The sequence below is a fragment of the Brevibacterium sp. GP-SGM9 genome, from assembly GCF_047300845.1.
In the GTDB taxonomy this organism is placed as follows: domain Bacteria; phylum Actinomycetota; class Actinomycetes; order Actinomycetales; family Brevibacteriaceae; genus Brevibacterium.
Map to the genome: position 1 here is coordinate 3,324,068 of NZ_CP178563.1, position 21,279 is coordinate 3,345,346.

Annotated in this window: 25 protein-coding genes; 11 read left to right on the forward strand and 14 right to left on the reverse strand. The window is 65.5% G+C overall.

Features of this window, described 5'->3' with window-relative positions; all coding sequences use genetic code 11:
* Window positions 1-105 precede the first annotated feature (105 nt).
* The 3 genes from ACH82I_RS14900 to ACH82I_RS14910 all read left to right on the forward strand — a co-directional run bounded on the left by ACH82I_RS14900 (window position 106) and on the right by ACH82I_RS14910 (window position 2,519).
* Window positions 106-816 (forward strand): DNA-3-methyladenine glycosylase I, encoded by a 711-nt coding sequence (locus ACH82I_RS14900; protein ID WP_413333699.1) that lies wholly within the window; start codon window positions 106-108, stop codon window positions 814-816.
* Between the two features lie 32 nt (window positions 817-848).
* Complete coding sequence (locus ACH82I_RS14905; RefSeq protein ID WP_413333701.1) at window positions 849-1,292, forward strand: NUDIX hydrolase; 444 nt, start codon at window positions 849-851, stop codon at window positions 1,290-1,292.
* 138 nt (window positions 1,293-1,430) lie between these two features.
* Window positions 1,431-2,519, forward strand: a complete 1,089-nt coding sequence (locus ACH82I_RS14910; protein WP_413333703.1) for a YihY/virulence factor BrkB family protein — start codon at window positions 1,431-1,433, stop codon at window positions 2,517-2,519.
* Window positions 2,520-2,570: 51 nt separating this feature from the next.
* Here ACH82I_RS14910 and ACH82I_RS14915 read toward each other — a convergent pair whose 3' ends face one another.
* Window positions 2,571-3,122, reverse strand: a complete 552-nt coding sequence (locus tag ACH82I_RS14915; RefSeq protein WP_413333705.1) for a hypothetical protein — start codon at window positions 3,120-3,122, stop codon at window positions 2,571-2,573.
* 110 nt (window positions 3,123-3,232) lie between these two features.
* Between ACH82I_RS14915 and ACH82I_RS14920 the strand changes: the two genes are divergently transcribed.
* Window positions 3,233-4,495 carry an MFS transporter gene (locus ACH82I_RS14920; protein ID WP_413333707.1) on the forward strand — a complete coding sequence of 421 codons (1,263 nt, stop codon included), beginning with the start codon at window positions 3,233-3,235 and terminating at the stop codon, window positions 4,493-4,495.
* A gap of 7 nt (window positions 4,496-4,502) precedes the next feature.
* On the opposite strand, the gene ACH82I_RS14925 is transcribed toward ACH82I_RS14920, so the two are convergent.
* Complete coding sequence (locus ACH82I_RS14925; RefSeq protein ID WP_413333709.1) at window positions 4,503-4,889, reverse strand: ArsR/SmtB family transcription factor; 387 nt, start codon at window positions 4,887-4,889, stop codon at window positions 4,503-4,505.
* Window positions 4,890-4,905: 16 nt separating this feature from the next.
* On the opposite strand from ACH82I_RS14925, the gene ACH82I_RS14930 reads away from it, so the two are divergent.
* The gene (locus tag ACH82I_RS14930; protein WP_413333711.1) at window positions 4,906-5,394 is read left to right on the forward strand and encodes an SRPBCC domain-containing protein; all 489 of its coding nucleotides are present in this window, start codon (window positions 4,906-4,908) and stop codon (window positions 5,392-5,394) included.
* A 47-nt stretch (window positions 5,395-5,441) separates the two neighbouring features.
* On the opposite strand, the gene ACH82I_RS14935 is transcribed toward ACH82I_RS14930, so the two are convergent.
* Window positions 5,442-6,908: an MDR family MFS transporter gene (locus ACH82I_RS14935; RefSeq protein WP_413333714.1), complete on the reverse strand. Its 1,467-nt coding sequence runs from the start codon at window positions 6,906-6,908 to the stop codon at window positions 5,442-5,444.
* A gap of 131 nt (window positions 6,909-7,039) precedes the next feature.
* Here ACH82I_RS14935 and ACH82I_RS14940 point away from each other — a divergent pair, with 131 nt between their 5' ends.
* On the forward strand, window positions 7,040-7,525 hold the full coding sequence (locus ACH82I_RS14940) for a hypothetical protein (RefSeq protein ID WP_413333716.1): 486 nt from the start codon (window positions 7,040-7,042) through the stop codon (window positions 7,523-7,525).
* 54 nt (window positions 7,526-7,579) lie between these two features.
* On the opposite strand, the gene ACH82I_RS14945 is transcribed toward ACH82I_RS14940, so the two are convergent.
* Both ACH82I_RS14945 and ACH82I_RS14950 read right to left on the reverse strand, forming a co-directional pair.
* The gene (locus tag ACH82I_RS14945) at window positions 7,580-8,590 is read right to left on the reverse strand and encodes an aldo/keto reductase family protein (protein ID WP_413333718.1); all 1,011 of its coding nucleotides are present in this window, start codon (window positions 8,588-8,590) and stop codon (window positions 7,580-7,582) included.
* Between the two features lie 38 nt (window positions 8,591-8,628).
* Entirely contained in the window at window positions 8,629-9,174 is a 546-nt protein-coding gene (locus tag ACH82I_RS14950) for an RDD family protein (protein ID WP_413333720.1), read from the reverse strand.
* Between the two features lie 61 nt (window positions 9,175-9,235).
* On the opposite strand from ACH82I_RS14950, the gene ACH82I_RS14955 reads away from it, so the two are divergent.
* Window positions 9,236-10,027, forward strand: a complete 792-nt coding sequence (locus ACH82I_RS14955; RefSeq protein WP_413333722.1) for a sulfite exporter TauE/SafE family protein — start codon at window positions 9,236-9,238, stop codon at window positions 10,025-10,027.
* A gap of 99 nt (window positions 10,028-10,126) precedes the next feature.
* Here the strand turns inward: ACH82I_RS14955 and ACH82I_RS14960 are convergent, their stop codons facing one another.
* The gene (locus ACH82I_RS14960) at window positions 10,127-10,759 is read right to left on the reverse strand and encodes a hypothetical protein (RefSeq protein WP_413333724.1); all 633 of its coding nucleotides are present in this window, start codon (window positions 10,757-10,759) and stop codon (window positions 10,127-10,129) included.
* A 165-nt stretch (window positions 10,760-10,924) separates the two neighbouring features.
* On the opposite strand from ACH82I_RS14960, the gene ACH82I_RS14965 reads away from it, so the two are divergent.
* The gene (locus tag ACH82I_RS14965; RefSeq protein WP_413333726.1) at window positions 10,925-12,079 is read left to right on the forward strand and encodes a DUF1524 domain-containing protein; all 1,155 of its coding nucleotides are present in this window, start codon (window positions 10,925-10,927) and stop codon (window positions 12,077-12,079) included.
* A 214-nt stretch (window positions 12,080-12,293) separates the two neighbouring features.
* Entirely contained in the window at window positions 12,294-13,883 is a 1,590-nt protein-coding gene (locus tag ACH82I_RS14970) for an AMP-binding protein (RefSeq protein WP_413333728.1), read from the forward strand.
* Window positions 13,884-13,886: 3 nt separating this feature from the next.
* On the opposite strand, the gene ACH82I_RS14975 is transcribed toward ACH82I_RS14970, so the two are convergent.
* Entirely contained in the window at window positions 13,887-14,435 is a 549-nt protein-coding gene (locus ACH82I_RS14975; protein ID WP_413333730.1) for a PaaI family thioesterase, read from the reverse strand.
* Between the two features lies 1 nt (window position 14,436).
* The gene (locus ACH82I_RS14980; RefSeq protein ID WP_230744667.1) at window positions 14,437-14,871 is read right to left on the reverse strand and encodes a PaaI family thioesterase; all 435 of its coding nucleotides are present in this window, start codon (window positions 14,869-14,871) and stop codon (window positions 14,437-14,439) included.
* Between the two features lie 213 nt (window positions 14,872-15,084).
* Between ACH82I_RS14980 and ACH82I_RS14985 the strand changes: the two genes are divergently transcribed.
* Window positions 15,085-15,555 carry a winged helix-turn-helix transcriptional regulator gene (locus ACH82I_RS14985; protein WP_230744668.1) on the forward strand — a complete coding sequence of 157 codons (471 nt, stop codon included), beginning with the start codon at window positions 15,085-15,087 and terminating at the stop codon, window positions 15,553-15,555.
* Here ACH82I_RS14985 and ACH82I_RS14990 read toward each other — a convergent pair.
* Window positions 15,527-16,423 (reverse strand): LysR family transcriptional regulator, encoded by an 897-nt coding sequence (locus tag ACH82I_RS14990; protein WP_230744669.1) that lies wholly within the window; start codon window positions 16,421-16,423, stop codon window positions 15,527-15,529. The two genes, ACH82I_RS14985 and ACH82I_RS14990, sit on opposite strands and share 29 nt — an antisense overlap.
* A gap of 81 nt (window positions 16,424-16,504) precedes the next feature.
* On the opposite strand from ACH82I_RS14990, the gene ACH82I_RS14995 reads away from it, so the two are divergent.
* Window positions 16,505-16,729, forward strand: coding sequence for a hypothetical protein (locus ACH82I_RS14995; RefSeq protein ID WP_413333733.1), 225 nt, complete (start codon window positions 16,505-16,507; stop codon window positions 16,727-16,729).
* 67 nt (window positions 16,730-16,796) lie between these two features.
* On the opposite strand, the gene ACH82I_RS15000 is transcribed toward ACH82I_RS14995, so the two are convergent.
* The 5 genes from ACH82I_RS15000 to ACH82I_RS15020 all read right to left on the reverse strand — a co-directional run bounded on the left by ACH82I_RS15000 (window position 16,797) and on the right by ACH82I_RS15020 (window position 21,175).
* Window positions 16,797-18,026: a calcium:proton antiporter gene (locus ACH82I_RS15000; RefSeq protein WP_413333734.1), complete on the reverse strand. Its 1,230-nt coding sequence runs from the start codon at window positions 18,024-18,026 to the stop codon at window positions 16,797-16,799.
* 179 nt (window positions 18,027-18,205) lie between these two features.
* On the reverse strand, window positions 18,206-18,763 hold the full coding sequence (locus ACH82I_RS15005) for a dihydrofolate reductase family protein (RefSeq protein WP_413333736.1): 558 nt from the start codon (window positions 18,761-18,763) through the stop codon (window positions 18,206-18,208).
* 125 nt (window positions 18,764-18,888) lie between these two features.
* On the reverse strand, window positions 18,889-19,377 hold the full coding sequence (locus ACH82I_RS15010) for a DoxX family protein (RefSeq protein ID WP_230744673.1): 489 nt from the start codon (window positions 19,375-19,377) through the stop codon (window positions 18,889-18,891).
* Window positions 19,378-19,520: 143 nt separating this feature from the next.
* Window positions 19,521-20,087, reverse strand: coding sequence for an NADPH-dependent FMN reductase (locus ACH82I_RS15015; RefSeq protein ID WP_413333738.1), 567 nt, complete (start codon window positions 20,085-20,087; stop codon window positions 19,521-19,523).
* Complete coding sequence (locus ACH82I_RS15020) at window positions 20,087-21,175, reverse strand: LLM class flavin-dependent oxidoreductase (RefSeq protein ID WP_413333740.1); 1,089 nt, start codon at window positions 21,173-21,175, stop codon at window positions 20,087-20,089. The genes ACH82I_RS15015 and ACH82I_RS15020 overlap by 1 nt, the downstream gene beginning before the upstream one ends.
* Between the last annotated feature and the right edge of the window lie 104 nt (window positions 21,176-21,279).

Below are 21,279 nucleotides of genomic sequence, written 5' to 3' on the forward strand. Positions count from 1 at the left end.
ACCCCGCGCCCGGCGGCGATGACGAAGCCTCTGTCATCGGCCTCCGGGCGCGGTGTCGTGACCGCGGCCTCGGCCCGGGTCAGTGCGGCGCGATACGGTAGCGCTATGGATGAGACACAGGCGCGGACCGACAGCGGCGATTCGGGCGAGACACCCGGTTCCGGCGACACTGGCTGGCCAGCCGGGAGCGCGGGCAACCCGGCCGGAGGCAAGAACGGGCCAGCCGGAGGCGTGGTCATCGGCGAAGACGGCCTCGCCCGCACCCCCTGGGCCTACGGCGATCCGCTGCTGCTGGACTACTACGACACCGAGTGGGGCCTGCCCGTCCGCGATGAGTCGGGACTGTTCGAACGGCTGAGCCTCGAAGGCTTCCAGGCGGGACTGTCGTGGCTGACGATCCTGAAGAAGCGCGAACGCTTCCGTGAGGTCTTCGCAAAATTCGACGCCGAGACGGTCGCCGGCTTCGGTGATACCGAGATCGAGACGCTGCTCAGCGATCCCGGAATCATCCGTCATCGCGGGAAGATCGAGGCCTGCATCGGCAATGCCAGGGCAGTTCTGTCCATGCGTGAGGAGGGCGGGGTCGCCGATTTCATCTGGGGCTTCCGACCCGAGGACACCCCGCGCCCCCGCACGGTCGATGAGATTCCGACCACCGGAGAGGAATCCGTGGCGCTGTCGAAGGCACTGAAAAAGAAAGGCTTCCGATTCGTCGGACCGACGACGATGTATGCGCTGATGGAGGCCATCGGCATGGTCGACACCCATCTCGTCGACTCCCATCGTCGTGGCACCTCGGGAGTGTGGTCGGAGTGAAGGACGCGGGCGAAGGGAAGGAAGTGACCGGAGTGAAGGACATTCGGGTCTCCGCGCTGGTCCTGTTCCACCCGGACCGGGCGGAGCTGCTGATGGTGCGCAAGAGAGGAACGAGCTCCTTCATGCTTCCCGGCGGCAAACCCGAGTACGGGGAGAGCCCCGAGGAGACGATCATCAGGGAGATTGACGAGGAACTGGGGCTGCAGCTGTTCCCGGAGCGGCTCTTGCCTCTGGGCACATTCACGGCCGCGGCCGCTAACGAAGCCGAGCACACGGTCACCGGCGACGTATTCAGCTACGATGGCGTTCCTCCTGAACTCAATGTCGAGGCGGTCGAGCATCTCGCGGAGATCGCCGAGGCGCTCTGGGTGCCGTTCGATCCGCTTCCGTCGGACACGGCCGAACGCCAGTTCGCCCCTCTGACCAGGCACGAGGTGATACCCGCGCTTAGGGAGACCGGACTGCTGCCGCGCTGAGAGCCAGGCTCGCCTCGGTGGCTGGGCGGAACCGGACACACTCATCAAGCAGCCGTTCCTCATCGAGGGCTCGGTGTGCTCTACGATTGTGCCTTGTACACGCTGAGGCGAGAGCCCCGAGCACGATGGAGAGTCGTCATGAGCGAGAAGTTCGACAGTCGTCCGCGGGTCGCGGCGACCCCGCTGACTGAGGATTCGACGGCTCCGGCACAGGCGGCTCACGGGGACGAACAGCGCAAACCGAGCACGCCCACGAAGATCGCATGGCCGGTGCGCAAGCATATCCTCAGCAACACCGCGCGTCGACTGGTGACCGATCAGTGCCTCGATCTCGCCGCCGGCCTGACCTTCTACGCCCTGCTCTCCGCGGCACCGTCGGTCCTGGCGCTGGTCTCCCTGCTCGGTGTCCTCGGCGAGGCCGAATCCACGTTGGAGACCGTGCTCGGCCTGACTCAGGAGATGTCGCGCGAGGCCGCCGAGGCGATCCGCCCGATCATCACGGAACTGACCTCGACTCCCGCCGCCGGACTCACCCTCGTCATCAGCGTGATCGTCGCCGTCTGGTCGGCGTCGAAGTACGTCGGAGCCTTCGGTCGCGCCATGAACAAGGTCTACGAGGTCGAGGAGGGCAGGCCGCTGTGGAAGCTCAAGCCGATCGAGCTGCTCATCACCGCCGCCATCCTCGTTCTCACCGCGGCGCTGGGGCTGCTGCTCGTGATCTCCGGACCCGTCGCCGAATCGATCGGTCGCTTCTTCGGTCTCGGCGAGGTGGCCGTCCTCATCTGGAACGCGGCGAAGTGGCCGGTCATCATCGTCTTCGTCATGCTGCTCATTGCGCTGCTCTACTACGCGACCCCGAACGTGAGGCGGCCGAAGTTCCGATGGCTGAGCCTCGGAGCGATGGTCGCACTCGCCGTGCTGGTCATCATATCGCTCGGCTTCATCCTCTACATCAATAACTTCAGCAGCTACAACGCCACCTACGGTGCGATCGGCGGCGTGATCGTCGGATTCGCTTGGCTGTGGATGGCGAACGTGTCGCTGCTCTTCGGTGCCGAACTCGATGCGGAGATCGAGCGCGGTCGCCAGCTTCAGGCGGGCATCCCCGCCGAGGAGACGATCCAGCTGCCCCCACGCGACACCCGACAGATCCGCAAAGCGCACGAGCGGGAGGCCAGCTCGATCGAGCGTGGGCGCGAACTCCGCAGCGACCTCGGCGAGCAGTGAGCCGATCGCTCGTCGAGCAGTGAGACAGTTGCTCGGTTCGGCGCTCTCGTCTCAGCCCTTCGGCTGGCGGGAGTAGGCGATGAGAGCCCGGTAGAGGTCGATCGGCGCGCAGTTCGCGCCCTTGGCCAGTGACTTCATCAGCTTCCGGTAGACCTGGTAGTCGACCTGTGCGGGATTGTCCGATTCGATGAGATCGAACTCGTGGAGCACGCCGACGGACCGGTAGTCCAGGATGGAGAACTTGCGCGGGTTGAACACCGTCAGCAGGGTGCTTGCGAGCGGTCCGCCGACTCCGGGCAGAATCTGCAGGAAAGGCAGACGCAGATGGTTCGGGGTGTCCTCATCGAGCGCCACGGCCGTGACGTATTCGATGTCATCGGAATCGATCTCCTCGATCGTGGGGAGGGCGCCGACGGCCTTCCACTCGGCGACCCTGAGGAACGTCTTCCGCTTGTAGGACTCGCGCTTGACGACCTTGGGCCCGATCTCATCGAAGATCTCGGCCTCCGCCTCGGAGACGATGTACTGAGGTTCGAACTTGAGCACGAACGCCGTATCGATGTTGCCGCTGGGGGTCTTTGCCTGGGAGTCAGTCGAAGTCATGCGCTGAGTCTAATTCCTGCAGTTGACCGCGAGGTGAATTCCTCGACGCGCGCCGCCGCCGAGGTGATCGTGCCGTCAGCCCGAGCATGGCGATGACGTAGGGTCACAGTATGAGCTCGGAATGGTCGGAATCGCGGACGTTCACCCCGGCACTGCTGGGGCTGGTGTGGACCGCCATGTTCGGCTTCTCCGCGTTCTTCTTCAGCTATTCGACGATGGTTTCCATCGCCTCGATCAGCGGGCTGACGACGGTGACCGGCGGTGCGGTGCTGACGACGATGATGCTCGGAGTCATCATCGTCCAACCCTTCGCCCCCATCATCGGCAGAGCCCTGGGATACAAGGGAGCACTGTTCCTCGCGATCGGTCTGCAGCTGGCAGGGCAGCTGCTCGGACTCTTCGTGGCACCGGCGCTCTTGGGCTTGGTCCTGGCCGGACTGTGTGGGGGAGTGGGCTTCGGTCTCTTCGTCGTCCTGGCCAACGCGGCGGTGCCGGCGACGACGTCGCCCGGTCGGACCGGCAGGGCCTTGGGCTTCTTCGGCGGCATCACCTCCCTGGCCGCCGCCTTCGGTGCGCCGCTGGGTCTGTGGCTGGTCGGGACCGTTCCGATCTGGTCGTTCCGCGTGATCGTGTGCGCCTGCCTGCTGCTCGCGGTCCCGACGGTGATCAGGTTCGTGCCCGGCCGGGACCGCGGTGGCAGGGGCCGTGGCTCGCGAGAGTCCGCCGATGCCGAGTCGGGCCCAGAAGACGACGCCGTATCTGCCGCAGGAGACTCAGTCCCCGGATTCTCGGTGCGCGGCGGTCGCAATGAGCGCAGATCGCTGAGAGGAGCCGGAGCCAAGGCAGGCGAAGCACTGGGACTGCTCATCATGCTCTCCCCGTTCCTCGTCGGCATGATCGTCTTCGGACTCATCGTCGGCTTCGGACCCGGGGAGGACATCGCCGGTGCCGCGCTCTTCATCGGCACCGTGCAGGTCTCGGCCGTGATCGGGCGCTTCGTCGCCGGCGGCATCTCCGACTCGTTCAGTCCCTTCGCCCTCAACATCCTCGGCGTCGCACTGACCGTCATCGGCCTGGTCTGCACCGTCGTCTTCTACGGATGGAGCCTCATCGCGGCGATGGTCATCATCGGACTCGGCCTGGGCACGCTGCAGTCGGCGAGCCTGGTGATGGCCTTCGAGTCGGTGAGCACTCCGGCCAAGGCCAGCGTTGCCTGGAACATGAATTTCGACATCGGCCTGGCCATCGCCGGAGTCCTCGGCGGGCTCGGCTTCACCTACCTCGGGGACTCCGCGACCTTCCTCGTCTGCGCTCTGATCCTGCTCCTTACCGGGGTGCTGTCGTGGATAGCGAAGACGATCCGGAGCGATTGACCGCCGCTCAGACGCCGGGGTCCTCGAGATCGGCCAGCAAGCTCACCGCCGCACGGGTGTACTCGCCGATCCACCGGTCGTGGATGCGTTTGATCGGCAGCGGAGCCAAGGCCAGGCGACGCGTCTTGCCGACCTTTCTGCCGGTCAGCAGTTCGGCTCGCTCGAGCACACGGATGTGCTGGAGGACCGTGGTCCGATCGAGCTCGGGAAAGGAGTCGCAGACCTCGCCGGTCGTCGTCGGTTCGCGTCTGAGGAGGTCGAGGATGCGCCGGCGGGTGGGATTGGCCAGGGCTTTGAATACCGCATCGTCCCGCCGGTCGGCGTCGGCTGCGCCGCGATGATCGAGCTGCACATCCTCTCGGGGATCGCCGAGCATTCCCTTTCTCTCCGACATGTGGTAAAAATATCACATGAATACTGAGCGGAATGCCAAGGACACGCAGCTCGAGGAACTCTCATTCACGGTCACGGGCTACATCTCGAAGACGCCCCGTGAGACCTTTGAGGCGGTGGCCGACCCGGATCAGCTCTCGAAGTACTTCACCACCGGCGGTGCCCGCGGGCGATTGGAGACCGGCACCGAGGTGAGCTGGGATTTCGCGGACTTCCCCGGTCGCTTCCCGGTTGAGGTCATCGAGACCGTGCCCGACGAGAAGATCGTCATCAGTTGGGAGGGATCGGAACACTCCACCGGGCCGAACACGATGACGACCTTCGAGTTCTCACCGGTGGACGAGGGCGCACGCACCCTGGTGACGATCACTGAGAAGTCCTGGCAGCCGACCGTCGGCGGAGCCGAAGGGGCCTTCGGCAACTGCATGGGGTGGACGGGAATGCTCGCAGCGCTCAAGGCCTGGATCGAATATGGGATCGACCTGCGCGAGGGCTTCTACAAGTAGAGCGCTCGACTCCGGCCGGTCAAGGGCGCGTGACGGGTCATTGTGCCTCAGTCCTGGGTCGTCTGCGGTTCGAGGCCGTGGGAGTTCTTGATGAAGAACGAGCCGACGATCCCGCCGACGCCGATGATGCCCGCGACGAGGAAGGCGACATTGGCACCGTGGACGAGACCGTCGACGCCGTAGACCTCGGGGTCCCTTGTCGCCGAAACCATGATCGTGACGAGCACGGCGGTGCCCACCGAGGCGGCGATCTGCCGAAGCGTGTTGTTCAGCGCCGAGCCGTGGGGGATGAGTCTCTGCGGGAGCTGGTTGAGGGCGGCGGTCGTCACCGGCATCATCACCATCGCGACGCCGAACATGCGAACCGTGTTCACGGCGGCGAGATAGAGGAACGAGGTGTCCGCCTTGAGTCCGGCGAACATCAAGGTGGTCACGGTCAGGAGCGTGAACCCGGCGATGACCAGCCACTTCGCGCCGACGGCGTCGAAGATCCGACCGGTCACCGGCGACATCAGTCCCATCACGGCGGCGCCCGGCAGCAGTGCGAGCCCTGACTCCATGGCGGAGAAGTCATTCATGTTCTGCATGTAGAGCGGCAGGACCATCATGCCGCCGATCATGACGATGAACACGCACATGCCCAGCATCGTGTTCAGCGTGAACATGCGATAGCGCAGCACCCGGAACTCGAGGATCGGCTGCTCGAGTCGGAGCTGTCGCCGGATGAAGACGACCAGGGACACTGCTCCGACAATCAAGGGAACGATCACCTCGGCGCTTGACCACCCGGCATCGCCGGCGGTGCCGAACCCGAAGAGGAGGCCGCCGAATCCGAAGGTGGAGAGGATGACCGAGAGCACGTCGAGCTTCGGATAGGTGCGTTCGGTGACGTTCCGGAGGATGAAGTAGGCGATGACGAGATCGATGATCGCGATCGGCAGCATCATGTAGAAGAGCACTTCCCACGGGAAGTGGTCGACGATCCAACCGGAGAGGCTGGGGCCGATGGCCGGGGCGAAGGCGATGACGAGACCGAAGGTGCCCATTGCGCTGCCGCGCTTCTCGACGGGGAAGATCGCGAAGAGGATCGTCTGCATCAGCGGCATGATGATTCCGCCGCTCGAGGCCTGGATGACCCGGCCGACGAGCATGACCGGGTAGACCGGGGCGAGGGCGCAGACGAGGGTGCCGACGGTGAAGAGGATCATCGCGGTGAGGAAGAGGCCGCGGGTGGTGAACTTCTGGATCAGGAACGCGGTGATCGGGATCATGATGCCGTTGACGAGCATGAAGCTCGTCGTCACCCATTGGGCGGCGCTGGAAGTGATGTCGAAGGCCTGCATGAACGCGGGAAGCGCGGTGTTGAGCAGGGTCTGATTGAGGATGATGACGAAGGCGCCCGAGACGAGAACCGCAAGAACGACGTTCCGGTTGACCGGGACTCCTCCCTGTTCCTTCGCCTGACCGTCGCCTCGATCCGCCACCTGAGTCCCCTTCCGCTCGTTGTCGACCACTACGCTCAGGCTATCGCTCGGGGTCAAGCAGCTCAGGCGGTTCTCCGACCCTGTCGGGACCCCGGGGCCCGTCGAATGATGGACACCACGGCTGAAGTCAGGTTAGGTTGTCACAGAGAGGAGTGATGGCCATGGTCCCAGGCAGATGGGGTTCGCTCGGGGGCTTCCTCCTCGTGACGACCGGCATCGGGGCGCTCAGCAGCGCCCTCTGGGCCCTGACGGTCATTCTCACCCAGGAGCCGGGGACGTGGCTCGGCAGCCTGTCGTGGACGCCGGTCTTCGCCGTCGCCGGTGCCCTGTTGGGACTGCTCCTCGGCGTGCCGGCCCTCGTCGTCGTTCGCCTGGTGCTGCCTCACCTGACCGGCCGAGCCGGGTCACTGCTGTTCTTCTTCGGGCTCGGAGCCGCCTCGGTGGTGGTCTCACTCGGGGTCATGGCATTGCTGTTCGGAGGCAATATCCCGATGGTCTACACGGTCTCCAACGGCGAATTCGAACCGTCTGTCTTCGTCGTGGTCCCCATTGCAGGGATTCTGACGGCACTGGCATCGTTCCGAATGGCCGCGCCCGCGGGCGACCTCGACCGCCGCCCTCGCGAGAGTGGAACACGAACACGGTAGGCGGGGTCGCCGTCACACGAAGGCAATCGCGCGGACGCAATCACACGAACTCAATCACACGATCCGCGTCTCCGGGGACTTCGTCTTCGACGGGTCGGTCACGGGCCGATCACCGAGGGCGTCATCGATGCGGGCGAGCACCTCGGCGTCGAGCTTGACCCCGGAGGCGGCGACGTTCGACTCCACCTGCTCGGGACGGGACGCACCGACGAGGGCGGTGGCGACGTTGTCGTTGGCGAGCACCCAGGCGATCGCCAGCTGTGCCATCGTCAGTCCGAGATCGGCCGCGATCGGTTCGAGCTTCGCGACGGCGGTGAGGGTCTCGTCATTGAGGTACCGGTTCTTGATCGACTCGGCTCCTCCGCCCTTCTCATCGGTGGCCCGAGACCCCTCGGGGACCGGCTGGCCCAGCTTGTACTTGCCGGTGAGCACGCCCTGAGCGATCGGTGACCACACGACCTGCGAGATACCTAGCTCCCGCGAGGTCGGCACGACCTGGGACTCGATGACCCGCCAGAGCATGTTGTACTGCGGCTGGTTCGACACCAGCTGGATGCCGAGGTCGCGGGCGAGATGGTGGGCGGCCCGCAGCTGGTCGGCGTTCCATTCGCTCACGCCGATGTAGAGGACCTTGCCGGCACGGACGAGATCCGCAAAGGCCTGCATGGTCTCTTCGAGCGGGGTCTCGTAGTCGTAGCGGTGGGCCTGGTAGAGGTCGACGTAGTCGGTGCCCAGGCGCGACAGGGAGCCGTTGATCGACTCCATGATGTGCTTGCGGGACAGTCCGGTGTCGTTGTGGCCTTTGGGGCCGGTCGGGAAGTAGACCTTCGTGAAGATCTCCAGCGACTCCCGTCGCTGGCCCTTGAGGGCATCGCCGAGGACCTGTTCGGCAACGGTGTTCGCGTAGACATCGGCGGTATCGAAGGTCGAGATGCCCGCGTCGAGGGCGGCATGCACGCATTTCGTCGCAGTGTCGTTCTCGACCTGGGACCCGTGGGTGAGCCAGTTTCCGTAGGTGATCTCCGAGATCTTCAGGCCGCTGTTTCCGAGGTATCTGTGCTCCATGTCTTCAGCCTACTGCGGCAGGTCAAGAGGGCCGGCTGTCAGTGCTCTGGGCGGAATCCGACCCGCCGAGGCGGTCGGACGAGAACGACGTCCGTCCCGGTGATCCGGTCATAGGGAGTCCGGCCGTCAGCGAGGAACAGAGTCACGACATAGACGAGTGGAATCACATTCGCCGCCACCGCCACGATCCAGACTCCGATCGGCATGCCAAAGGATTCGGCATCGGTTCTCGCGAGAGCGTAGACGGCGGCATGTCCGAGGATCCACGGCAGTCCGATCTTGAGGAGATTCCTGATCAGCGCGAGGTGAAATCTCGGCTGACCGGACCGGCAGCGGAGCCGCAGGCCCAGGAGCCGCTTGCCGGGAGTCGCTGAGAAACGTCGGGACTCGACGAACGCCGCAGCGAGCACGACCGGAACCACCACGACGACCGCACCGACGAGGTTTGCCGTCAGCATGCCCGCCGGTGAGGTGATTCCATTGAGGTAGAGGGGGACGCCGATGGCAGCGGTGATCGCCACCCAGATGAGAATGCACAGCCAATCGACCAGCCATGCCGCGATCCTCCGCATCCCGAGCCTCATGCGATCACACTACTCTCGTGCCTCCATTGCCAGTTCTGCTCGAGTGGTGTGAGATGAACGAGTGGAATTCCTCGGACTCGTGCTCGTCGGCTGCCTCGTCGGTCTGACGACGGTGCTCTTCGGCTTCGGCGGCGGATTCGTCGCCGTGCCGATCATCACGATCGTCGATGCGGACCTCGGCAGTGACACGGCACGTGTGGCGGCGGCCACCTCGGCGCTGGTCATGCTCGTCAATGCGATCGTCGCCACCGTGTCGACGAAACGGGAGACGCTCGCCCATCTCAAAGGTCGGTGGTGGCTGCTCATTCTGCTGGCTCTGGGCGGGGCGCTCGGGTCGTTCGGCGGGCGATTCGCCCCCGAGGCGCTGCTGCAGTGGGGATTCGTCGTCTACATCGCGATCACCGCGGTCGACCTGCTCCTGCGCCCCGGATTCTTCCGGCAGGGCGCCCGAGTCCGCACGGAAACGGGAGAAGGCGATCGCGGCATCTCCCCGGTCTGGGGTGCGCCGATCGGCGGCCTGGCCTCATTCCTCGGCGTCGGCGGCAGTGTGATGACCGTGCCGATGATGCGTCGATCGGGAGCCACGATGACCGTGGCCACCACCCTGGCCAACCCGCTGACCTTGGTGATCATGAGTCCCGCGGTGCTCGTGACGATCTCCGCCCACGCCTCCATCGACGCCCCGGGGATCGTCGGATCGCTCGACCTCTACTCGGCGGCCGTCCTGCTCATCGGGGCGATCCCGCTCATCGTGCTGCTGCGCCGACGAGTGCCGAAGATCCCCGAGATCCTCCACGCCTGGGGCTACGTCATCCTGCTCATCACCGCCGGAGTCGTCGTCGCCGTGGCCTGAGTTCGTTCCGGCAGCACCGTGCCCAGTTGGCAGCACCGTGCCCAGTTGGCAGCGCCGTGCTCAGCTTGGCAGCACCGTGCCCAGCTGGCAGCGCCGTGCTCAGCCGTCCCGGCGGCGCCGACGCAGCAGGTCGGGGAGGCCGAAGTAGATCGGCGGACGGGCGGCAGGTGTCATATCTGCTGTCGACAGCGGCGCAGCCGCGGGCGACTCGGGCCCATCCAGTGCCCAAGCGGCCTCCCAGCTGATCAGCTCGCCGGCGTGGCAGACGGGGTCGCCGCCGGTGCTCGGCGGTTCAGCCCACATCCACAGATTGACCCCGTATTCGATGAGCGTGAGGCCGTCGCTGCGGTCTCGCGCGGTGTTTTCCTTGACCAATCCTGCCCGCACCCGTGCCGAGGTGGTTTCGAGTTCGGTCCACCCGTCCTGTCGGTGGGGGAGGAAGATCCACGTCCCCGCGGGGACGTGTCCGGGCACGAGCTCGGTGGGGCGGACCACCTCGGCGAACCCGTTCTCAGCTCCGCGCTCAAGGACGGTGGCAAAGCAGCTGCTGGCCACCTCGGCGGTGGGGGAGACGATGAGGATGCCGGCCGCCTGCGTGCGCACGTCATCCCAGCTCAGCCGGGTGAAACGATTGGCTCGCAGCGTCGCCAGCACGTGGGTCCAATGCTCGGGGACCGGTGAGTCGGTGATGAGGCCGGTGGTGACCGGCCGCTCCTCATCGTGTCTGACCATCGTCTGTCACCGCCTCGCTGCTCATAACGAATTCGTCACTATACGCCGGCACCTGCCGCCGCCGGCTCACTTCGGCCATATGATCTCCGTAGTGGATCGCGACGCGGCAGCAATGCCGGTCACGGTCCACGACCACGTTCTCACCTCTTGCACGACTGGATTCCGATGGACCTCTCCGCCTTCCTCAACCATGCCACGAAACGCCTGCACCGGGGTATGCTCCTCGCCCTGATCGCCGTCCTCGGCCTCGTCCTCCTGGCCAGCTGCGCCGCAGGCGGGGAGGTCGCGGCGTCCGACCGGAACGTCTCGTGGACCGCCGCCGATCCGACTCCGACGAAGGAGGCCACGGCGGAGGCGAGCCCCGCCGCGAGCTCCGAGGAGGACGAAGGGCAGTCCGAGGACTCCGAGCAGGGACGGGCCGGTGGATCGACGGCGGGCACGGCCATGGCGATGCTCGACGAACTCGAGGTCAAAGGCCGCGCGCCGAAGACCGGCTACGACGCGGATCTGTTCAAGTGGCGCTCGGACGCCGACCACAACGGCTGCGACACCCGCAATGATGTGCTCCGCCGGGATCTGCGTGACATCACGCTGAAGTCGGGCACGAACGGCTGTGTCGTCATCAAAGGCACGCTCCAAGACAGCTACAAAGGCGAGACCTACGCCTTCGACCGGAACCCGAACAACATCGACATCGACCACATCGTCGCCCGCTCCAATGCCTGGCAGACGGGTGCGGCGAAGTTCGACGAGGGCACGCTCAAAGAATTCGGCAACGACGCGCTCAATCTGCTGGCCGTGAGCTCGAGCCTCAATCGGCAGAAGGGCGACGGGGATGCCGCGACCTGGCTGCCGCCGAACAAGAGCTACCGCTGTGAATACGTCTCCCGCCAGATCGCGGTCAAACACAAGTACGACCTGTGGGTGGTCAAGGCGGAGAAGGCGGCGATGGAGCGGGTGCTCGCGAATTGTGAGGGCGAAGATGCATTCGCGAAGGACGTCGCCTGGCCCGAACCCGGAGATGGCGACAATGTGAGAACCGCGAAGGATGCTCCGGCGAAGAAGAAGGCGAGCTCGTCGTCGGGTTCATCGTCCTCGGGATCGGGCAGTTCCTCAGGGTCGGGTTCGTCCTCTTCCGGATCGGGCCGGTCCGGGTCCTCGAGCAGCTCCGGCCGGAAGTCGAGCTCCGCGGGCTCCGGTTCGGTCTACTACAAGAACTGCACCGCCGCCCGTGAAGCCGGCGCCGCTCCGGTTCGCCGCGGCGATCCCGGGTATGCCTCCCACCTCGACCGCGATGGGGACGGAGTCGGCTGCGAATAGTCGCCGAGGTGGTCGTTCATCGGCGTGGTCCGAGGTCCCTCGCCTGCACCGACGTCCGCGCAGACGCTTGCACCGGCGTCTGCGCAGAAGTTCCCTGTGTGCGCCGGATCTCAATCCCTCGGTAGTCTGGGCGTGTGCTCACGGCCCGAGCTGCTCTCACTCACCGATGAGAGCGGCAGGAGAGCCTTTGTCGCCGACGATGAGGAGATCGACCATGACCGGACTGGACACCGCCCTGACACCGCTGCGTTTTCTCGAGCGGTCAGTGGAAGCCCACCCCGAGCGAGAAGCGATCATCGATGGGCCCAGGCGCATCACCTATCGGGAGATGGCCGATACGGTCCAACGCTTGGCCGAAGGTCTGAAACGTCGTGGTCTGGCCGAGGGTGAGACCGTCGCGGTGATCGCGCCCAACAGCGCCGAAGCGCTCATCGCCCACTACGCAGTTCCGCTGGCCGGCGGAGTGCTCGTCATGCTCAACACCCGATTGGCGCCGCCCGAAGTCGAGTACATCCTCGGACACTGCGGTGCTCGGTTCCTCTTCGGCGACGCGGAACTGCTGCGAGCTATCACCGAGGCCGGCTGCGCGAAATCCGTCGAAGCCGTCGTCAACCACCCCGAACAGGATGGTTCACCCGGGAACCTGACGGGGGCTGAAGACTACGCCGACTGGATCGCCGAAGCGCCGGTCAGTCCTCGATCATGGGAGGTCGCAGATGAGACGGCCGCCATCACGGTCAACTACACCTCGGGGACCACCGGCAGTCCGAAGGGCGTGATGTACTCACACCGGGGTGCCTACCTCAACTCCCTCGGCGAGGTGATCACGCAGCGCTTCGGACCGCTGACGAAGTACCTGTGGACTCTGCCGATGTTCCACTGCAACGGGTGGTGCACCACATGGGCGCTGACCGCGGTTTCCGGCACGCATGTGTGCCTGCGGGCCGTGCGCGGCACCGAAGCCTGGCGACTCATCGATGACGAGTCCGTGACTCGTATGGCCGGTGCTCCTGTCGTGCTCAACACGATCGCCGGAGCCGCCGAAGCCCACGACATGTCGGGGACGCTGTCGATCACCACGGCAGGAGCCCCGCCTTCGCCGACGACGATCTCCATGCTCGAAGAGTTGGGAATCGAGGTCGTCCACGTCTACGGGCTCACGGAGACCTACGGGCCGTATTCCTCGTGCGAACCGCAGGCGGAATGGTCCGAACTTCCGGTCGAAGAGCGGGCCGCGCTGAAGTCTCGTCAGGGTATCGGCATGATCAGTGCCGACCGGATGCGCGTGGTCGAGCTGCGCGATGATGCCGAACTCAACGACGTGCCGCGTGACGGGGCGACCATGGGTGAGATCGTCATGCGCGGCAACAATGTCATGAAGGGCTATCTCAACGCGGAGAAGGACACCGAGGTGGCCTTCCGCGGCGGGTGGTTCCACTCGGGTGACCTCGCGGTGATGCACCCCGACGGATACGTCCAGATCCTCGATCGGGCGAAGGACATCGTCATCTCCGGCGGCGAGAACATCTCGACGATCGAGGTCGAACAGGCGATCGTGGCGAACTCGGCAGTGGCCGAAGTCGCGGTCGTCGGCATGCCCGATGACAAGTGGGGCCAACGGCCGCTGGCCTATGTGGTGCCTGCCGGAGGTGCTGAGATCAGCGAGGACGAACTTATCGCCTTCGTCAAAACGAGAATCGCCGGGTACAAGGTGCCGGCTGCCGTGGAATTCGTCGATGAGCTCCCGACGACTTCGACCGGAAAGATCCGGAAGAACGCACTGCGGGACCGGGCCCGCAACTGAATCTCAGGACGCCTCGAGCGGGAAGATGAGCAGACTGCCCGAGGCGGTGGCGACGGTCTTGCCCGAGTTGTCGATGACCTCTCCCTCGGCGAAGGAGACCCGGCGGCCGCTCTTCGTTACCCGGCCGGTGCACAGCAGAGGACCGCTGTCCTTGGACACAGGTCGCAGATAGTTCACCTTGATCTCGATCGAGGTGTATCCCGTTCCTGCCGGCAGGGTGGTGTGTACGGCGCAGCCGAGCGCGGAATCGAGCAGGGTGCAGACTAAGCCGCCGTGTACCATGCCGATCGGGTTGTAATGGGACTCGTCGGGATGGGAACGGAATGTGACCGTTCCTTCACCCACCTCGGCGATCTCCATACCGACGTGCGCGCCGATGGGGGCACCGGGGATCTCTCCGGCAGCCATCCTGCGCAGGTAGTCGATGCCGTCGAGCGTCGGCAGGTGTGCCAGTGCCTTCGCCGGATCGGTCCAGGTCACCGTCGTCTCGTGGGTCGAAGGAGATTCGCCGGCCGTGGAGTTCGTGGGGTTCGTGGTGCTGTTCGTGCTCATCTCAGTCCTCTGCCTTCGGCAGCGGCACATTCTGCAGGCGCAGCTGCCCGCGGGCCAGCACCTTCGACGATGACGAATCCGAGATGATGACCTCCCACAGCTGTTGGGTGCGTCCCTGATGCAGGGCGCTGGCCTCGACGGAGACCGTGGCGCCGGTGGTCGGGCGAAGGAAGTCGGTGGCATTGTGGACCCCGACGGCGAACTCCCCGCGATCGGCCACGGCATGGGAGGCGCCGATGCTGCCGGCGCTTTCGACGATGCTCGTGTAGACGCCGCCGTGGACGACGCCCCAGGGCGTGTGGTGGTCGGGTCCGAGTTCGGCATGACCTCGCACCGAGGTGGGAGTGACCTCGTCGACGACCAGTCCGGTGGCCGCGACGAAGCGGCTCGCTCCCTCCAGTGAGACATCCGGGATCGAATTCTCGTGCGTGTCCATCCTGCTCCTCTGCGATCTCGCAGCCGAGGCGATCCGTCCGACTGACTCAATGCTCGTACATCTGACTGCGTATTTGAAAGTTAGCCTAGAATGGAGCTGAAGGTCAACCGGGCCGAGTACGTCGGCAAGACACGGCGGTGCAACCGCATCGGGCGGACCGGGTGAAATCGGCCGGGCCGGGTGAAATCGATCGGGCCGAGCGAAGGAGAGACGATGGACTGGAGCGAATTCGACACCACCGAGTGTTCGATCCAGAGGACCCTCGATGTCATCGGGGAGAAGTGGACGGTGCTCATCCTCAGGGAGGCGTTCAACGGGGTTCGCCGCTTCGATGCGATCCGCGACCACCTCGGCGTCTCCGATTCTGTGCTCTCCGATCGGCTCCGCACGCTTGTCAGAGCGGACGTTCTTGAGGCCAACACCTACCGTGAGCCGGGGCGCCGGGCGCGGAAAGAGTATCGACTCACGGCCAAGGGTCTTGATCTCTATCCGGTGATGATCGCCCTGCTGCGCTGGGGTGACCGATATTGTGCGGGGCCGGAAGGGCCGCCGCTCGAGGTCAGCCACCGCGACTGCGGCGAACCCGTCCGAGCCGTGGTGGAATGCGCTGCCGGACACTCCGTCTCCTCGCCCCGGGAGGCCGTCACCGCCGCAGTCACGAGGCCTGGGCCCGGGCGCGGATGAGCTCCTCGGCGGTGCGCACGTATTCGTGATGGTGCACCGCCTCCCGCGTCTGCAGGACGATCCTGCGCCGAGGTGTCGGATCGGTCAGCGGCACCGTGGTCACCCCGTCCGGCAGAGTGCGGATCGCCAGTGGGGGCAGGGCCGAGACGCCGACGCCCGCGGCGACCATGGCGAGGACCGCGTAGTGGTCATCGGAGCCGGCTGCGTAGCGGGGCTCGTAGCCCGCGGCATTGCAGGCGCGGGTGATGATGAGGCCCGCCGGGGTGTTGCTGATGTCCGCAGCGACCCAGGACTCGTCTTGCAGCTCGGACATCGACACCGCCTCGGCGTCGGCCAGCCGGTGATCGGCGGCCACGACGAGCAGGTAGTCCTCTTCGGTGAGCACCTGCCGACGGAACCCCGGGACCGTCGTCGGCGGCAGGGACGGCTCTTCCGAGTGGATCTCGAGGTCGTGCGGATGCCAATCTTCGGCGTCCGTCGCAGGACTGAGGCTGATCTCGAACTGCACTGTGGGGAATTCGGTGACGACCGAGGAGACGATGGCAGGGATCCACTCCTTCGCCGCCGAGGAAAAGCAGCCGATCTCGAGGCGCGGTCGCGGACCTCGGCGCAGGTCCTCGAGGGTGGATTCCAGGCGGCGCAGGCTGGAGAAGACCTCGCCGGACTCCTCGGCCAGGCGCACCCCGACGGGAGTGGGCACGATCCCTCGGCCCTTCCTCTCATAGAGGGGGAGCCCCACCTCTGTCTGCAGTCGGATGATGTGCTGGCTGATCGTCGCCGGAGTGTATTGGAGATTAGCCGCGGCCTGGTGGACGGAGCCGCTGGCGACCACGGCCCTCCAGATGGCGAGTCGGTGGGTGTCGAGCATGCGCTGATTATAAAGTGATGGCTGATAAACGTATGGAAACGATTGCTTGTGCTTGATCCAGCGCGAGGAGACCATATTGGCATGTGGATCTTTCCGGTGTTGTTCCTCGCCCTCGGCTACGCCCTCGTCCTGTTCGGGATGGGGCGCTTCCTGCAGCCCTCACACGATCGACTGGGGCTGCGACGAATGGACAATTCGGTCCTGGTTCAGACCCTGGCCCGCGGCTGGGCGGCCCTGACCTCGGCCCACACCCTCGAGCGCATCACCGATGAGCTCACCATCCGCAGGCACGGAACACAGGGCTGAGGCTGCGCTCTGGCGATCACGAGCCTGAACACGATCACGCCCCTGAACGTGATCACGCCCCTGAACCTCAGGAGAACACTGCGATCCCGAACACCGCGAAGAGCACCAGGTGCGCGGCCCCGTGCACAGCGGTGACCCGTTCGGCGGCGAATGAGGCGACCGAGAGCAGGATCGTCACGCCGAGCAGCAGCAGATTGACCGGTGACTCCGCGAGCACGATGGGCTGATCGGTGAGCAGGCCGATGATCAGGACGACGGGAATCGTCAGCCCGACCGTCGAGACCAGTGCGCCATGGCAGAGGTTGCTCACACGCTGGATCTCACCGGCCCACGCGGCCCTGATCGCAGTGATCGTCTCGGGGAGGAAGACGATGATGGCGATGACGATGCCCGACAGAGCTGTCGGTGCACCGAGGCGGCCGAGTCCGTCATCGAGCAGGGCAGCCATATCGTGGGACAGCAGGACGATCGGAGCCACGGTCGCAACGAGAAGTGCCAGGCGCACGAGGATCTCGGTCCGGTGGGTCGAGAGGATCTCGACGATGCCGGGAGAGCCAGCCCCCACCTCGGACCCAGACTTCCTCTCGGACTCAGCCCCCACCTCGGCGGCGGATTCTTCCGTACCGGACACCGCCTTCGACTCTGCAGTCATCGCCGTCATCCGGGGCCGGACCCTGGGGTCGACTTCGGTGAAGTCCTCGGCCTGGACGCCCATCTGACGGAAGAGGAAGAAGGCATAGGCGCCGATCGTCAGCACGATGATCGGGATCTCCTGCCACGGTGCATAGCTGCCGTCGGAGCCGATGACCGCGGGCAGAGCGAAGGCGAGTGTGGAGAGCACGACGATCATCGCCAGATAGGACGAGACCCCGGTCCGGTTGTGGACCATGTCTCCGTGCCGCAGGCCGCCCACCATCAGACACAGTCCCACCACGGCACCGAGGATGATCATCGACACCGCCATCACGGAGTCGCGGGCGATCGTCGCATGACCCCCGGGCCCCAGCAGGACTGCGGCGATGAGGACGACTTCGATGAGGACGATCGAAAGAGTGAGGACGAGGGAACCGTAGGGGTCGCCGAGGCGGTGGGCGAGCTGCTCGGCCTCGTGGACGACGCCGAAAGCGCAGACGAGGATGACGCCGACGATGACGATGAGTGCGGTGACGAGCAGGGCACCCGGGACCGGCGGTTCGAGCAATGGCCCGGCGAAGGCGAGTGCGACGAACGCGCCCCAGCCCAGCGCGAGGCGGATGATGGCGGTGGGGGTGACGATATCGCGAATTGCGGCAGTCATGACGGTCGAATCCTGATTCTGAGGCCGTCCTCATCGTGACTGTAGGCGTTCGGGTCGTCCCGGACGCTCTTCCGTCTTCAGGATATCCATCCCGGTTCGGCGGGGCAAAGCCGGGCCGGTGCAGAACCGAGTCGGGTGCCGAATCGAGCGCCGAATCGAGCCCCGGGTCGCGACCGGCTTCAGCCCGCCCGTCGGTAGTGCAGGCCGAGAACGCCGTTGCTGAGAGGCTGCGCGGAGATCAGGTCGAGGCGTCGGGTGCTGGGCAGTCCGGACTGATACAGGGTGGGGCCGTGCCCGACGATCCGCGGGTGGACGAGGAACCGGTACTCGTCGATCAGTTCCAGTCGGTCGAGTTCGGTCGCAAGGCTGCCGCTGCCGATGAGAACTCCCTCCGGGGTCGCATCTTTGAGCTCATGGACCGATGCTTGCAGATCACCGCCGAGGTGGTGGCTGTTGGTCCACGGAAAGTCGCTTCGCGTCGACGACGCCACATACTTCTGCTTGGCTTCGAGCTTGAGCGCCCACTCGCGTATCGCCGGCGGAGCATCGACCTCACCGCGAGCAACTGCCGGCCAGTAGCCTTCCATCAGCTCATAGGTGACACGGCCCCAGAGCATGGCGCCGTTCTCGTCCATCAGCCGTGTGAACCACGCATGTGTCTCATCGTCGACGATGCCCTCGTGGTGGTCGACGCAGCCATCGAGAGTGACGTTGATGCTGAAGGTGAGCAGTCCCATGATGTGGCCCCTTCTCGAGCGCTGGGTCCCGCCGCCGGTGCGGCGGGACCCAGGTGACGCGCTGTGTACCTCAAAGAGTGAGTCTTGAGGGGGTGCGCGTCAAGAGGTGCCGGTGGGTGTCTGTCTCAGACTTCAGCGGCCGAACGTGCGGCGGTCGATCGAGTTGCGGCTGACCGGCCGGCCTTGGTCTTCTTCCCCGCGAAGAGTAACCGGTCGACGCTCCAGCGGCCCGGGCCCATCGCCGCGAGCAGGAGTGCGCCTGCAGCCAGTGCAGCGACGAGTTCCCAGCCGCCCTGGTCGACGAAGGGCACCGCGGTGAGGTGGGCGATGACGAGGGCGCCGATCATATTGGCGGCGAGAAGCACTCCGACGATCGGGGTCAAAGCACCGAGGATGAGCAGTGCTCCGCCGATGAGCTCGACAAAGGTCGCGAACGGTGCGGCGATCTCCGGGGTGGGCACTCCCATCTGAGAGAAGGATTCGGTGGTGCCGGCGATTGTCCATTCGTTGAACTTCTGCCAGCCGTGGGCGATGAAGATGGCGCCGAGGCCGATGCGGGCAATCACTGTGACGATGTCGCGGACGGTGGTCGGGAATCCGGTCGTGGCGTACAAGCTGCTCTCCAAGATTGGTTGAAAGTGCAATCACACGCTATTGGGTGAACATGGCAGGACACTGAATGCGCTTCCGCCGGCGATGGGGTAACGGCCGGTGGTGGTGGCAGGTGGTGTCGGCGCGCGCGGTGTTTCCTCTCGCTTCAGAAGCCGTAGGCGGCTTCCTTCTCCTCACGAATTGCCGTGTAGGTCCTCGTCAGCACGATCGTGTCCTCGACGAGGCGGTCGAGTCGGGCGACGACATCCTCACTGACGATCTGGCCGCGGCGCAGATCGCGCTCCTCGACGAACACGTACGGGGAGACGACCTGCGCTTTCATATACGTGAGGATCGGCAGGAGGTGCTGCTGCGGGATGAGATAGTGCTTCGCCGAGCCAGCCGTCGCGACCGCGGCCACGACCTTGTCGCGGAAGGCACCCACCGGCAGCAGGTCGAAGACGTTCTTCAGACTCGCGGGAATCGAGGCCTGGAAGATCGGCGTGCCGATGATGATCGCATCGGCATCCATCAGCGCCGCGGTCACCCGCCCGGTGTCACCCGAGTACTCGGTGAAGTTCCGGCCGTCGGAGAAGACCATGTCCGCCTCGGCGAGGTCGATGAGCGTGACCTCGATATCGGGGTCCTGCGCCATCACCGCCTGCGCGACGTAGTCCATCACGGTGCGGGTCTTCGTTCCGACGTTCGAGCCGGAGAGGACGACGATCTTCATCAGGCGGTCTCCAGGGTGGCGGTGTACTTCTTCACGGCCGGGATGATCTCCGAACCGATGGTCTCGATCTGCTTCATCACCCGGTCATATGGCATCCCGCCGAAGTCGATCTGGCCGAGGTAGCGCTGATGGCCGAAGACCTCGTGCTGGTGGAGGATCTTCTCGACGATCTGCTGCGGGCTGCCGATGTTGACGATGCTCGCCGGGTCGGCGCTTTGGGCGAAGAGCTGCTTGGGCATGCCCTGCCCGTTCGTGCGCTGCATCCCTTCGTTGATGTGCGGGTAGAGCCCGCGCAGCGCCTCCTGCGAAGTCGGAGCCGTGTAGAGGAACCCGGCCGTGGCGATCGGCAGGGACGCCGGATCGAAACCGGCGTGACGTGCGGCCTGACGGTAGGAATCGACGGTGGGCTTGAACGACGAGGTGGTCCCGCCGAGGTGGGCCATCACCATGGGGACGCCGGCCAGTCCCGCCTTGACCGCGCTGGCTGGCGCGCCGCCGACCGCGCGCCAGATCGGCAGCGGGTTCTGCTCGGGGCGGGGCAGGACCTCGGCGTTGTCGAGTGGAGCACGGAACTGTCCGGACCACGTCACCGATTTCTCGCGGCTGATTGTGAGGAGCAGGTCGAACTTCTCCTCGAAAAGCTCCTCGTAGTCGCGCAGATCGTAGCCGAGGAGTTCGAACAGTCCGATCCGCGAGGCGCGACCGGCGACGAGCTCGGCCCGGCCTTCGGAGAGGTGGTCGATGGTGGCGAAGTTCTCGAACACGCGCACCGGGTCCGAGGTGCTCAGGATCGTCGAGGTGCTGCCGATCCGGATCGTTGAGGTCGCCTGCGCGACCGCGCCGAGGATGACCGCGTGTGCCTGCGAGGCGAAGAACTCCTGGTGGCTCTCGCCGACGCTGAAGAAGTCGAAGCCCGCCTCCTCGGCCGCTTTCGCATAGCCGACGAATTCGCGGATGCGCTCGCCCGCGCTCACCCGGGTGCCATCGGCGGGGTTCGGCAGATGATCGCCGAGGCTGTACATCCCGAACTGCAGCCCCTTGGTGGGGTCGAATCCGACGGGATCCAGGGTGGTCGTGTTCTCGCTCAAGGTCTCTCCCATGCGCCGGAGACCGTCCCGCAGGGCCGATCTCGATTGATCATTTGCCCTGTCAACTGATGCGCGCGGAGATTTATTCCTCGCCCGCCGAGGCG

Excerpts from the sequence above, each read along its gene's own strand:
- ACH82I_RS14915 (WP_413333705.1), bottom strand. The coding sequence starts at position 3,122 with ATGACTTCGACTGACTCCCAGGCAAAGACCCCCAGCGGCAACATCGAT.
- ACH82I_RS14975 (WP_413333730.1), bottom strand. The coding sequence starts at position 14,435 with ATGAGCACGAACAGCACCACGAACCCCACGAACTCCACGGCCGGCGAA.
- ACH82I_RS14960 (WP_413333724.1), bottom strand. The coding sequence starts at position 10,759 with ATGGTCAGACACGATGAGGAGCGGCCGGTCACCACCGGCCTCATCACC.
- ACH82I_RS14995 (WP_413333733.1), top strand. The coding sequence starts at position 16,505 with ATGTGGATCTTTCCGGTGTTGTTCCTCGCCCTCGGCTACGCCCTCGTC.
- ACH82I_RS14985 (WP_230744668.1), top strand. The coding sequence starts at position 15,085 with ATGGACTGGAGCGAATTCGACACCACCGAGTGTTCGATCCAGAGGACC.
- ACH82I_RS14965 (WP_413333726.1), top strand. The coding sequence starts at position 10,925 with ATGGACCTCTCCGCCTTCCTCAACCATGCCACGAAACGCCTGCACCGG.
- ACH82I_RS14980 (WP_230744667.1), bottom strand. The coding sequence starts at position 14,871 with ATGGACACGCACGAGAATTCGATCCCGGATGTCTCACTGGAGGGAGCG.
- ACH82I_RS14970 (WP_413333728.1), top strand. The coding sequence starts at position 12,294 with ATGACCGGACTGGACACCGCCCTGACACCGCTGCGTTTTCTCGAGCGG.
- ACH82I_RS14990 (WP_230744669.1), bottom strand. The coding sequence starts at position 16,423 with ATGCTCGACACCCACCGACTCGCCATCTGGAGGGCCGTGGTCGCCAGC.
- ACH82I_RS15005 (WP_413333736.1), bottom strand. The coding sequence starts at position 18,763 with ATGGGACTGCTCACCTTCAGCATCAACGTCACTCTCGATGGCTGCGTC.
- ACH82I_RS14925 (WP_413333709.1), bottom strand. The coding sequence starts at position 4,889 with ATGTCGGAGAGAAAGGGAATGCTCGGCGATCCCCGAGAGGATGTGCAG.
- ACH82I_RS14920 (WP_413333707.1), top strand. The coding sequence starts at position 3,233 with ATGAGCTCGGAATGGTCGGAATCGCGGACGTTCACCCCGGCACTGCTG.
- ACH82I_RS14950 (WP_413333720.1), bottom strand. The coding sequence starts at position 9,174 with ATGAGGCTCGGGATGCGGAGGATCGCGGCATGGCTGGTCGATTGGCTG.
- ACH82I_RS15015 (WP_413333738.1), bottom strand. The coding sequence starts at position 20,087 with ATGAAGATCGTCGTCCTCTCCGGCTCGAACGTCGGAACGAAGACCCGC.
- ACH82I_RS14930 (WP_413333711.1), top strand. The coding sequence starts at position 4,906 with ATGAATACTGAGCGGAATGCCAAGGACACGCAGCTCGAGGAACTCTCA.
- ACH82I_RS15000 (WP_413333734.1), bottom strand. The coding sequence starts at position 18,026 with ATGACTGCCGCAATTCGCGATATCGTCACCCCCACCGCCATCATCCGC.
- ACH82I_RS14940 (WP_413333716.1), top strand. The coding sequence starts at position 7,040 with ATGGTCCCAGGCAGATGGGGTTCGCTCGGGGGCTTCCTCCTCGTGACG.
- ACH82I_RS14945 (WP_413333718.1), bottom strand. The coding sequence starts at position 8,590 with ATGGAGCACAGATACCTCGGAAACAGCGGCCTGAAGATCTCGGAGATC.
- ACH82I_RS14910 (WP_413333703.1), top strand. The coding sequence starts at position 1,431 with ATGAGCGAGAAGTTCGACAGTCGTCCGCGGGTCGCGGCGACCCCGCTG.
- ACH82I_RS14900 (WP_413333699.1), top strand. The coding sequence starts at position 106 with ATGGATGAGACACAGGCGCGGACCGACAGCGGCGATTCGGGCGAGACA.